The sequence below is a fragment of the Parazoarcus sp. PS-13 R2A genome, from assembly GCF_057621855.1.
Window position 1 is genome coordinate 1 of record NZ_JBYEXN010000014.1, and the last position, 12,532, is coordinate 12,532.

A 12,532-nucleotide genomic window follows, 5' to 3' on the forward strand; every position below is an offset into this window, starting at 1 on the left:
GGGCGTGATTACGGTCACCCCGGTCAACGCCGCGCCGACAGCTACTGATGGCGCGGTGTACGGCGTCGAGGATACGGCTTACGTATTCTCCTGGGCCGACTTCAACGTCACGGATGCTGACTCCGATCTTGCATCGCTTGGCATTCAGGTCACTGTGTTGCCTGAAGATGGAGTGCTGCAGGTCTTTTCGGGTGGCAGTTGGCAGGATGTGACGCTGAATCAGACGATTTCGCAGGCCGATATTGCAAGCGGTAGCCTGCGCTTCGTCCCTGCCGCTGATGAGTCGGGCAGCGACGTCTTTGGCGGGACTGGAGTTGGTAACAAAGAGGCTGATTACGCGCGCTTCTCGTTCAAGCCAACTGACGGCAGCGATCTCGGTGCCGAAAAGAGCCTGTCGATCGATATTGAGCCGGTAGCCGATGCAGCATCGTTCACGGTCGCGCTTGGAAGTCCGGTACAGGTTACCGTTTCGCAAGGTACACCAGTGAGTGGTGCACTGACGAGTTCGAACTTGTTCTCGACGTCGGGCGTGACGGTTGGCGCTGCAAACGTTGACCCGTTGACCGGGCAGCTGACGTCCGTATCCGCTTCGAACGTCTATGTTGGGGGGGGGAAGATCGGTGCGACAGGGACACACCCCGGTTCCGTGACGCAGATCGGATACAGCTATGAGCATGACACGTCCGAGCAGCTTGTTTTCAAGTTTGACTATGCGCTGACCAGTGCCACGGCGACATTCTCGAATCTGTATGAGAAAGACAACGGTGTTGCAGGCCGGTCGGAGCAGGGGATTTACGAGCTGTACAGCAATGGCGTGCTGGTCGCGAGCGGGACGTTCGTTGCTGCTGCCAACAAGAACACGGGTTCGGTGACGATGTCGGTTTCTGGCGGCGGGACATTCGACACCGTCGTGTTCAAGGCGCAAAGCGGTTATGCACAAGGGCCGGGCGTCGAAACCGGGGACGGGAGCGACTATTTCATCACCGGGCTCACCTACGTGGGTACCACACAGCCAGTGCTGGAGACGCGCTATCCGATCGACATCTCCGTGCTCGCGCAGGACCAGGATAACTCCGAAGCCTTGTCGAGCCTTAGCATGAGCGGCATTCCTGCTGGTTCGGTTTTGCGCGATGGCAGCGGAAACGAATACTCATCCTCGTCTGCAGATGCCGTGCTCAGCCTTGCAGGCTGGGATACATCGACGCTGACGGTTACGTCGCCGAGCGGATCATCCACGGATTTCGCGCTGCAAGTGAGCGCCAGTTCGGTCGAGCCCAACGGCGACACCGCGCTGTCGGTAAAGAGCTTCACGATCATCGTTGGGACCGCAGACACTGTCGCGCCGGGCAGCGAGCTCGTGGGTGCCGCAGGCGACGATCTGTTGTCGGGCGGTTCCGGCAATGATTCCTTGCAGGGTGGTGGGGGCAATGACAGTCTGCTTGGCGATCTCGGCGCCGACACCTTCGTCTGGAAGCTCAACGATGGCGGCACGGCAGGGAACCCGGCGGTGGACACCGTTGGTGACTTTACCGTCGGCATCTATGACGGTACCGGTAACGCCGACCGTCTGGATCTGGCCGATCTGCTTAAGGACGAAAGCAGCACAACGATCGACAACTTCCTGAGTGTCGAGCAGGTTTCTGGCAATACCGTGCTGCATGTCAGCAGCAGTGGCGGTTTTGCGGGAGGGTACTCGGCGGGCGCGGAGGATCAGACCATCGTGCTGGAGAATGTGACCTTCGACAGTGCGCTGAGCAGTCATGACATCATTAATCAGCTCATCACCAATAATCAGCTTCTGATCGACAAATGATGCAGCAGTCTTTTTCCGGAGGATGGATGCGTGTTCGTAAGGCGTGATGAAGCGGGACGCATCGTGGCTGCCAGCCTTGAGGCTGAGGGCGCGATCAGCGAGTGGGTTGAGGATGGCGAGCCGGAGCTGCTGGCTTTCGGGCAGGGGGAGGCGAGCGATGCGACTCTGACGGCATCCGACCTCAGACTGGTCCGGGTGCTGGAAGATATCGTCGATCTGTTGATCGAGCGTGATGTCATCCGCTTCACCGACCTGCCCGAACAGGCGCAGGCGAAGCTCATGGAGCGCAAGTCCTTGCGTGCCTCGATGCGCAGTGGACTGAATCTGCTGGGCAGCGGGGACGATGGTGGCTTGATCTGAACCCGCAGGGGGACGGGCCTTTGGGCTCGCCCCTTTTTTCCGTTCTCAGCGGATGCCGGGGCCGGTCATGGCATCAAAGCCCACATCGCTCAGCATCGTGACGGCCTCAGGGTGATCCACGCCTTCCGCGATCACGCTCAGGCCCAGAGCGTGCGCCAGCATGCACAGACTGCGCGCGAAGGCCTGGTTGCCGCTGTTGCCGTCCAGGTCGCGAAGCAGTGAAGCGTCGACTTTAAGGTAGTCGAGCCCGAGGTCGTGCAGGTCGCCAAGCGCGTTGAAGTTCGGTCCGGCATGCTCCAGGCCGAGCTTGCACGCCAGGGGTTTGAGCGCGAGGCAGAACGTGCGGAACTCGGCCTGATTGCGCGCAGCCTCCTGCTCCGGAACTTCCATCCACAGCAGTGGTGCTTCGTTGGGTGCCATCTCCAGTTGGTGCAGCAGATCGGCCAGAAAGCCGGCGCTGCGGATGGCCTGGGACGAGATGTTAACCGCGACGGCTTGACCGGTGTTGCGAATGAGTTCCAGCGCAGTCTTTACCACGGCTGCATCGATCTTCCCCATCAGATCGAGGCGCACCGCCCATGGCATGAAGTAGGCGACGCCGCGCCACTCGCCATCGAGCCGCAAGCGCAGCGGTGCCTCGACGTGCACCAGTGCGCCATTGCCATCCCGCACAGGATAGGTTTCAAGGCGCAGTTCATGCTGATCGAGCGCCCTGGAAATGAGCTGATGCCATTGCGACTGGTCGCGCTGAGGCTGCGTCAGGCGCACCCAGGCGTCGAGCTGAACCGCCCGCCCGCCGGCCAGTTCGGCTTCGGCCAGCGCCGTATCGGTGCGGGTCAGCACCGTTGGCAGTGCTTCGCCGGGGGAGTACAGGGCCGCGGCGATGGGCAGGGCGATGCCCGTGCTGTCTCCGCCGGTGACGTGCTTGTCCGCTACGTCGTGCAAAGCCTTGACCAGGCTCTCGGCCCATAGCGGAAGATAGGCAACACCCGGGGCGAGGATCGCAAGGTCGCTTCCGTTCAGACGGCCCGCGACCCATGTCGGCTGCTCCCCGATCTGCTTGCGGATGGCATCTGCCAGCGCTCGCAGCAGGGCATCTGCGAACTCCCGGCCCTGGGTGCGGTTGAGTTCGGACAGATCGCCGACTCGTGCGATCAGCAGTGCGCCGCCCGTCGGTGCATCGTGGTCGACCAGTTGCGCACCGAGTACGTTGAGAAACTGGCGGCGCTCGAACAGGCCGGTCAAGGCGTCTTCCTGCGTTTGCTTGCGCAGGGTTTCAAGGCGCCGGGCTTCGTCCACCAGCATCAGGCGCACGCGTTCGGACAGCGCGTTCATCGCGCGCACCACGACGCGCAGTTCGGCGGTGGCGGGCTCGGGCGTGGTGACGAAGCGGCGCTCACCGATGGCCTCGGCCTGCCCAACCAGCTTGCGCAGAGGGGCCGTGATGCGGCCCAGCAGCAGACTGCCGATAACGCCGGCTGCGGCCGCCATGATGGCGAACCACACCAGCATCTGCCGAATGCTGTGCCACAGCTCGGTGTAGGCGTAGCTGGTCTGGCTTTCCAGCGTCAGGGTGGCGAACTGCTGCCAGCCGTCCTGCACATGCGCCACACCGGGGTGAGCTTCGATTGCTGCGAGGCGGACGAACCAGGCCGGGACGTCGTCGAGACGGGGCTCGGCAGTACGTTCGACGAGAATGTTGCCGTCGGGTCCGACCAGGCGAATGACCCGGTAGTGTCCGGCATCGAACTGTGCGGCGACCTGCAGTTCGACTGTGACCGGGTCCTTTGGCATCTGCGACAGTGAAAGCGCGAGCGCGGTGGCGTTGTCGACGTTCTTCACGTTGAGCTGCTGTTCCAGGTAGCGTTTTGCCGCCAGGGTGCTCACCACCAGGCTGCCGCCAAGGGATAGCAGGGTGACCACGACAATGGCGATCCAGAGTTGCTTGATCAGTGACATGGACGGGGTGCTCCGGGAAATTTCGGGTACGGGTTCATTGCAGTCCTTCGCTGCGCATGCGTTCGAGCACGTCGCGCCAGCGTGACAGGCGGGTGGTGGGGTCGGCGGCGGAGGTGGTGCCGCCGCCCACCCACAGGCCTTCATTGTTGAAGCTGAAAACCGGAAACAGATCGGGGCGTCGGCCGGCCGGGCGGATCTCGCCAATCAGATTGTCCAGTACCAGCGGTTCGGCGCTCGGTGTTTCGAAATAGCTCAGTACCATGTGGGCCTGGGTGATGGTGCTGTCGGCAGCGCCGATGCGGGCGCGCACGTAGACAAGTCGCAACTTATCGGCCGGTACGTCGAGCAGACGCAGGCTCATGTACTTGGCGATCGAGAAGTCTTCGCAGTCGCCGGCGTCGCGGCCGAGTGTTTCCAGCGGCGTGGCCCAGTAGTCGGATTGCTTCCAGACGATGATGTCGTCCACGAAGCGGATACGGCGGTTGAAAAAGGTGTTCACTCTGGCGAGCTTGCCTGCCTCGTCCAGTTCGCGGGCTTCACTGATCATCCGGCGCCATGCGGCGACCGCTTCGCCGGCCGGGTCGCCATAGCGGGCCACGGCAAGCGTCTGCATGCGGTCGAGGTCTGGCGCCGCTGCGCACAGACCGATCGCGAGTCCGAGCATGAGCACGGCCCGTTGTCCCGCGCGCCAGCATCTGTCCAGGGGCAGGCAGACTGAAAACAGCGGTCGGTCGGACAGGGGCATCGGGGCTCTGGGAGTGCTTGTCTCTGCATTATCCGGAATCGAAGCGTCTTGTGCTGTTCTTGTGACCGGCGCAGCGTGACTTTTATCTGGGTTGAGTGATGCCCATGCTAATGTGCTGAATGCCTTCTGGCTGGTGCTTGCAGCGTGGTTTCTTCGCGCGAGCGTTGAATTGTGCGCATTGTGCAGCGCGCCAAGGCGGTTATGATTCTTCCTGCTCAAGTTGGGCAACGCTCAATGCTGCTCATTCACTACTCAGAAGTGTCGGAGTTTCCATGAAACGAATTCGTATGCTGGTCTCGCTTGCGGTCCTGACGAGCCTGCCTGTTGTTGCCGCTGCGTCGGCCCCCGAGTTGCTGCGCGACGCTGCGCGCAAGGCCGTTGTGAGCAACCCCGAGGTGCAGGCACGCTGGCACGCATTCCGCGCAGCCGGTGCCGACCAGGATGCCGCGCGCGGCGGCTACCTGCCACAGATCGACCTGAGCACCAGTATTGGCCGTGAGAGTGAGAAGCTCGAGGGCAGTTCGACGGATTACTACACGCACAGCAACGCCACCCTGTCGCTTAACCAGATGGTGTACGACGGCTTCTACACCCGCAGCGAGGTGGCCCGCCTCGGCTATGCCCGTCTCGCGCGCTACTACGAAATCATCGATGCGTCCGAGTCGGCCGCGCTCGAGGCGGTGCGTGCCTATGCTGACGTGCAGCGCTACCGTGACCTGGTTGCGCTCGCAAAGCAGAATTATGTCGAACACAAGCTGGTGTACGACCAGATCGCTGAACGCGCCGGCGCGGGCGTCGGCCGTCGCGTGGATCTGGAACAGGCGACCGGACGTCTGGCCCTGGCCGAATCCAATCTGCTGACCGAGGTGTCCAACCTGCACGATGTCAGCAGCCGCTATCAGCGCGTGGTTGGCGAACTGCCGGCCGACGCGCTCACCCCGCTGGGAGACAGACTGGGTGTCGCGGGCATTCCGCCCACCGCAGCGAACGCCTTGCGCGACGCCTTTAACACCAGCCCGTCGCTCAACGCCGCGGTCGAGAACGTGCGTGCCGGCCAGGCCGCAATCGAAACCCGCCGGGCGGCTTACCACCCCCGCGTGGATCTGCGCGCCAGCCAGGCGATCGACCGCAACCTCGACAACTATGATGGCCGCACACGTGATGGCGTGGTAGAGCTGGTGCTGACCTACAACCTGTTCCGCGGTGGTTCGGACGACGCCCGCATTCGTCAGGCGGCCGAATCGCTCAATCAGGCCAAGGATCTGCGCGACAAGGCCTGCCGCGACCTGCGTCAGACAGTGTCGATTGCGTACAACGATGTGCAGCGAATCCAGGAGCAGTTGCGCTACCTCGACCAGCATCAGCTTTCGATCGAGAAGGCACGCGAGGCCTACCGTCGCCAGTTCGACATCGGCCAGCGTACCCTGCTCGACCTGCTCGATAGCGAGAACGAGTACTTTCAGGCGCGTCGTGCCTATACCAATGCGCGATACGACGGTCTGACCGCCGAGGCCCGCACCCTGTCGGGCATGGGGCGCCTGATGCGTGCGCTCGACGTTTCGCGCGATGACTTGCCGAGTGCTGTCGATGCAGGGCAGGACCGCGACGGTATCGACCCCGCCAGCCTGTGTCCGCCCGATGCCCCGGCGCCGCTGCAGATCGACAAGGCCGCCTTGCTCGCCAAGACCCTGAAGGAAATGGGCGCGGCAAAGTAAGGCGATCTCCGGTCGGTCGCTGCCGAACAAACGGCATGATGCCGGCCGGGCTCACATAGAATGGCGCAATCGCTTTTTGCATTGCGCCATTCTTACGTCCGATGAACGCTGCCGATTCTCCTTCCGACCGCCTCCCTGACGCTGCTGCGCAGACGGACGGACACGGCGCCGCGCCACAGCGGGTGGTGAAGATCCGGCGCGACTACAACACCTGGGTCGCCAACGAAACGCTCGAGGACTACGCGCTGCGCTTCACCCCGCGCAGCTTCCGCAAGTGGTCCGAGTTCCGGGTCGGCAACACCGCGTTTGGCGCGGCGTCCTTTCTGGTGCTCGAAGCGGTCGGCGCGACCATGCTGGTCAGCTACGGCTTCATCAACAGCTTCTGGGCCATCCTCGCGATCGGCCTCATCATCTTCCTCACCGGTCTGCCGATCAGCCTCTACGCCGCACGCTACGGCGTGGACATGGATCTGCTGACCCGCGGCTCCGGTTTCGGCTACATCGGCTCGACCATCACCTCGCTGGTGTACGCCTCCTTCACCTTCATCCTGTTCGCACTTGAAGCCGCGATTATGGCCTACGCGCTCGAGATGGCGCTCGGTATCCCGCCAAGCTGGGGCTACCTGATCTGCGCGCTGGTGGTGATACCGCTGGTCACGCATGGCGTGACCGTGATCAGCAAGCTGCAGACCCTGACCCAGCCGGTGTGGCTGTTCCTGCTCGCGCTGCCATTTTTCTTCCTGCTGCGCGAAGAGCCGACAGCACTCGCCGGTCTGTGGCAGTACCCGGGCGTCGACGGGCAGGGCGGGGCATTCGACTTCCACCTCTTCGCCGGCGCCATGACCGTCGGCATCGCGCTCATTACCCAGATGGGCGAACAGGCCGACTACCTGCGCTTCATGCCGGCGCGTACCGCGACCAATCGCTGGCGCTGGCTGTTCGGCGTGGTGCTGGGCGGGCCGGGCTGGGTGCTGATTGGCGTGGTCAAGATGCTGGGTGGAGCCCTGCTGGCGTGGATGCTGTTGCGCAACGGCATGGCGCCGGACAAGGCGGTCGATCCCAATCAGATGTATCTGCTCGGCTTCTCCGCGGTGTTCGACAGCAGCCTGTGGGCAGTGGTGGTGACGGCGCTGTTCGTCATTGTGTCGCAGCTCAAGATCAACGTCACCAATGCCTATGCCGGCTCGCTGGCGTGGTCGAACTTCTTTTCGCGGCTGACCCACAGCCACCCCGGGCGCGTCGTCTGGGTGGTGTTCAATATCCTGATCGCGCTGCTGCTGATGGAGATGAACGTTTTTCAGGCGCTCGGGCAGGTGCTCGGTCTGTATTCGAACATCGCGATTTCATGGATGGTCGCTGTCGTGGCGGACCTGGTGATCAACAAGCCGCTCGGCCTGTCGCCACCGGGCATCGAATTCAAGCGCAGCCACCTGTACGACATCAATCCGGTCGGCGTCGGGGCGCTGCTGATCGCCTCGGCGCTGTCGGTGAGTACCTTCATCGGCCTGTTCGGCCCGGCGCTGCAGCCTTATGCGCCCTTCGTGGCGCTGGTTGTGGCCTTGTTCACCTCGCCGCTGATCGCGTGGCTGACCAAGGGACGCTACTACCTTGCGCGGACGCCCGAACCGGTGAACACCGGTGGCAAGACCCGGGTGGCGACCCGCCAGTGCTGCATCTGTGGCCAGCACTTCGAGCCCGAGGACACCAGCCATTGCCCGGCCTATCAGGGCACGATCTGCTCGCTGTGCTGTTCGCTCGATGCGCGCTGCGAAGATCAGTGCAAGCCCCATGCACGCCTGTCAGTGCAGTGGTCGGAGCTGTTGCAGAAACTGCTGCCGAAATCCCTGTTGCCCTATCTCGATGCCGGGCTCGGTCACTACCTGTTGCTGATGATCGGAATCACCGCCTTTCTCGGTCTGCTGCTCGGCACGCTCTACTACCATGAACTGATCGCGCGCAGCGTCGACCTGGCCGCCGGCTACCCCGGCGAGATGCTACGGGGCGATCTGAAGGGCGTGCTGCTCAAGGCCTTTGCTGCCCTGTTCCTGATGGGCGGTATTGCGGCCTGGTGGATGGTGCTGACGCACAAGAGCCGGCAGGTGGCGCAGGAGGAATCGAACCGCCAGACCCGCTTGCTGATGGAAGAGATCGAATCCCACCGCCGTACCGACGAGCAGCTGCAGAACGCGCGTCGCGTGGCGGAGCAGGCCAATCAGGCCAAGAGTCGCTACGTCACCTCGATCAGCCACGAATTGCGCACGCCGCTCAACAGCATCCTCGGCTATGCGCAGATTCTCGATGGCGACGAGACCATCCCGCCGCAGCGGCGGCAGGCGGTGAGCGTGATTCGCAGGAGCGGCGAGCACCTGCTGTCGCTGATCGAGGGCACGCTGGACATTGCCCGCATCGAGGGCGGAAAGTTTGCACTCGAGATGCGCCCGCTGGCCTTCGCCGAGTTCGTGCGCCAGCTGGTGGCCATGTTCGAGCTGCAGGCGCGCAACAAGGGGCTCGGCTTCCACTTCGAGATCGTTGGCACGCTGCCGGAGTTCGTGCGTGCCGACGAGAAGCGTCTGCGCCAGATCCTGATCAACATCATCGGCAACGCGGTGAAATTCACCGCGCGCGGCACGGTTCGCGTGCGCCTGACCTACCGCCGTGAGATGGCCTTGTTCGAGGTCGAAGACAGCGGGCCCGGCATCGCTGCAGACGAGATCGCGCATGTCTTCGAGCCCTTCGCCCGCGGCAGCAGTGCCCGCGGCAGCACGACGACGGGCACCGGGCTGGGGCTGACGATCAGCAAGATGCTCACCGACCTGATGGGAGGTGAGCTCAGCGTCGACAGCCAGCCCGGCGCCGGCAGCGTGTTTCGCGTCCGCCTCTTTCTGCCGCAACTGCACGACGCGCAGGCCGCGGAGGTGCTGCCGCGCGTTCAGCGCATTGGCTACAAAGGTGTGCGGCGGCGCATTCTCACGGTAGATAACGAGCGTGTCGACCGCGAACTGCTGGCGAATCTGCTCGAGCCACTCGGCTTCGAGGTCGGTCAGGCCGAGTCCGGCTACGACTGCCTCGAACTGGTACCGCATTTCCGCCCCCACCTGATTTTCATGGATCTGGCGATGCCCGGCATCGACGGCTGGGAAACCATCCGGCGGCTGCGTGCAGCCGGGCTCGACGAGGCGCCGGTGGCGATCATCTCGGCCAATGCCTTCGACAAGGGGCTGGATCACGATGTCGGGATCGGCGCGGAGGACTTCATCCTCAAGCCCATCCGCGTGGAGGAGCTGCTCGACTGGATCGGTCGCCGTCTGCAGCTGGAATGGGTGTGGGCAGATGCGCCGGCCGCGGCTGCGGAAAGTGTGCCCACGGTCGAGGTGGAACAGCTAGTGCTGCCTCCGGCCGCCGAGCTGCGGGCGCTCGACGAGTTGATCGAACTGGGTTTCCTGCGCGGTATTCTTGCCCGGCTGGCTGACATCGAACGCATGGCACCCGAGTATGCCGAGTTCGTGCGGGTGCAGCGCGAGCTCGCGCGTCAGTTTCAGTTCGACGCCATGCGCGAAATACTGTGTCGCAAGGACTTGCCGGAATCATGAGCCCATCTGCCCTGAGTGCTGCCGACCCAACTGCTGCAGGCATCGTGCTGATCGTCGACGACGTGCCCGAGAACCTCGCGCTGCTGCACGATGCGCTCGACGAAGCCGGCTATCTGGTACTGGTCGCCACCAACGGTGAGAGCGCGATTGCGCGCGCGCGCCAGAGCCTGCCCGATGTCGTGCTGCTCGATGCGCTGATGCCCGGCATGGACGGCTTCGAGGTCGCGCGGCGGCTCAAGGCCGATTTTGCGACCCGCGCGATCCCGCTCATCTTCATGACCGGGCTCACGGAAACCGAGCATGTGGTTGCGGCGTTTGCCGCCGGTGGCGCCGACTATGTGACCAAGCCGATCAAGCCCGCCGAGGTGCTCGCCCGCATTGCTGCCCATGTACAGAACGCGCGTCAGATGAAGCAGGCCCGCAGCGCCCTCGACGCCTTCGGCCAGGCAACGGTCGCGGTGCGAGCAAGCGATGGGCGCCTGGTATGGCAGACGCCGCTGGCGCGCCAGCTGATCCGCAGCTGGTTCGAGCCCGAGCGCAGCGAACCGAGCGAGATTGCACCGCCGCGCCTGCTCGACTGGATCATGGCTGCCGAACTCGCGCGGCGCGAGCGTCGTGAGGTGCCCGGCCTGGTGGCGAGCGAAGGTGCACGTCGCCTGCTGGCCTCGTTCCACGATCAGACTGGCGACGAAGAGTGGCTGGTGGTGCTGCGCGAAGAGAACGACGCCAGCGCGATCGAGGCCCTGATCGCAGCCTTCCGCCTCACCGGGCGCGAGGCCGAGGTGCTCTACTGGGTAATCCGGGGCAAGACCAACCGCGACATCGGCGACATTCTCGGTACCAGCCCGCGCACGGTGCACAAGCACCTCGAACATGTGTTCGAGAAGCTCGGCGTCGAAACCCGCACGGCCGCGGCGTCGATGGCGATGGCAAAGATCCGCGCCGCGAGCGAGGGGGCCTAGCGGACGATGGCCGCCGCGCACCCTTGAGCGGCACGGGCGTCAGCGCATCGTCACCAGCTCTTCTGCGCTGGTCGGGTGGATGGCCACGGTGGAATCGAAGTCGGCCTTGGTGGCGCCCATCTTGATCGCCACGGCGAAGCCCTGCAGCATCTCATCCGCGCCTTCGCCGATGATGTGGCAGCCGACGACGCGCTCCTCTGCGCCGGCGCACACCAGCTTCATCGCGGTTTTGGGTTTGTGCTCGGTCATCGCGTTGTACATGCCGGTGAAGCGGGTGGTGTAGACCTTGACCGTTTCGTGTTGCTTGCGCGCCTCGTCCTCGGTGAGGCCGATGGTGCCGATCGGCGGATGGCTGAAGGTCACCGTCGGAATGTTGTCGTAGTCGAGCCTGGCGTCGGCTTCACCCTTGAACAGTCGGGCCGCGAGCTTGCGTCCTGCGGCGATGGCCACCGGCGTCAGTTCGGCACGGCCGGTGATGTCGCCAATGGCATAGATGCCCGATGTGGACGTGTTCTGGAAGGGGTCGGTGACGATCACGCCGCCGGCCTCGGCGGTAATGCCGGCGTTGGCAAGGTCGAGCCGGTCGGTATTGGCCTCGCGGCCGATGGCCCAGATCAGGGTATCGACCTCGAGGTCGAGCTGATCGCATTCAACGCGCAACGCGCCGCTCTGCGTGCGCTCGACCGAACGTGCCTGGGTGCTGGTCAGGATGTTTACGCCATCGTCCTTCATCTGCGTCATCAGCTCTTCACGCACCATCGCGTCAAAGGGCCGCAACAGCTGCTCGCCGCGCACCAGCATGGTGACCTTGCTGCCGAGTGCATTGAGCACCCCGGCGAGCTCGACCGCAATATAGCCGCTGCCGACTACCGCAACCCGGGCGGGCAGATGGTCGAGGGTGAAGAAACCGTCCGAGGTGATGCCGAGGACGGCGCCCGGAATCTCAGGTACCGAGGGCCGTCCGCCGGTGGCGATCACGATGTGTTCGGCGCTGTAGTGCTGACCATTGACCTCAACGGTGCGGCCATCGACAAAGCGTGCGAAGCCGCGCACCAGGCTGACGCCGGCTTTTTCCAGCATGTTGGCGTAGATGCCGTTGAGGCGGTCGATGTAGGCGTCGCGCGAATGCTTCAGCGTGGCCCAGTCGAATGAGGTCTGGCCAACGGTGAAACCGTAGCCGGGTGCATCTGCCAGGGTCTGCGCGATGCCGCCGGCGTACCACATGACCTTTTTCGGCACGCAGCCCACGTTCACGCAGGTGCCACCGAGGCGACCGCCTTCGATCAGCAGCACGCGTGCGCCGTATTCCGCCGCCCGTCTCGCAGTGGCGACGCCGCCGCTGCCGCCGCCGATCACCAGATAGTCGTACTCGCTCATGCCCGTCTCTC

Annotated in this window: 8 protein-coding genes; 5 read left to right on the forward strand and 3 right to left on the reverse strand. The window is 63.9% G+C overall.

The window, feature by feature from the left end; all coding sequences use genetic code 11:
* Both AC22G6_RS13685 and AC22G6_RS13690 read left to right on the forward strand, forming a co-directional pair.
* The coding region (locus AC22G6_RS13685; RefSeq protein ID WP_487367227.1) for a type I secretion C-terminal target domain-containing protein at positions 1 to 1,813 on the forward strand (1,813 nt) is incomplete at its 5' end.
* Positions 1,814 to 1,843: 30 nt separating this feature from the next.
* Entirely contained in the window at positions 1,844 to 2,173 is a 330-nt protein-coding gene (locus AC22G6_RS13690; protein ID WP_108949849.1) for a tryptophan synthase subunit beta like protein, read from the forward strand.
* 45 nt (positions 2,174 to 2,218) lie between these two features.
* Here the strand turns inward: AC22G6_RS13690 and AC22G6_RS13695 are convergent, their stop codons facing one another.
* Both AC22G6_RS13695 and AC22G6_RS13700 read right to left on the reverse strand, forming a co-directional pair.
* On the reverse strand, positions 2,219 to 4,132 hold the full coding sequence (locus tag AC22G6_RS13695; protein ID WP_487367228.1) for a bifunctional diguanylate cyclase/phosphodiesterase: 1,914 nt from the start codon (positions 4,130 to 4,132) through the stop codon (positions 2,219 to 2,221).
* A gap of 34 nt (positions 4,133 to 4,166) precedes the next feature.
* Positions 4,167 to 4,796, reverse strand: a complete 630-nt coding sequence (locus AC22G6_RS13700) for a transglutaminase-like cysteine peptidase (RefSeq protein WP_487367309.1) — start codon at positions 4,794 to 4,796, stop codon at positions 4,167 to 4,169.
* Between the two features lie 353 nt (positions 4,797 to 5,149).
* Here AC22G6_RS13700 and AC22G6_RS13705 point away from each other — a divergent pair, with 353 nt between their 5' ends.
* The 3 genes from AC22G6_RS13705 (at position 5,150) to AC22G6_RS13715 (ending at position 11,144) form a co-directional block, all read left to right on the forward strand.
* Positions 5,150 to 6,592 carry a TolC family outer membrane protein gene (locus tag AC22G6_RS13705; protein WP_487367229.1) on the forward strand — a complete coding sequence of 481 codons (1,443 nt, stop codon included), beginning with the start codon at positions 5,150 to 5,152 and terminating at the stop codon, positions 6,590 to 6,592.
* 101 nt (positions 6,593 to 6,693) lie between these two features.
* A complete protein-coding gene (locus AC22G6_RS13710; RefSeq protein ID WP_487367230.1) occupies positions 6,694 to 10,182 on the forward strand; it encodes an ATP-binding protein in 3,489 nt (1,162 codons plus the stop codon).
* Entirely contained in the window at positions 10,179 to 11,144 is a 966-nt protein-coding gene (locus tag AC22G6_RS13715) for a response regulator (protein WP_487367231.1), read from the forward strand. The genes AC22G6_RS13710 and AC22G6_RS13715 overlap by 4 nt, the downstream gene beginning before the upstream one ends.
* Positions 11,145 to 11,183: 39 nt before the next feature.
* Here the strand turns inward: AC22G6_RS13715 and gorA are convergent, their stop codons facing one another.
* Positions 11,184 to 12,521 (reverse strand): glutathione-disulfide reductase, encoded by a 1,338-nt coding sequence (gene gorA, locus AC22G6_RS13720; RefSeq protein ID WP_487367232.1) that lies wholly within the window; start codon positions 12,519 to 12,521, stop codon positions 11,184 to 11,186.
* Positions 12,522 to 12,532 lie beyond the last annotated feature (11 nt).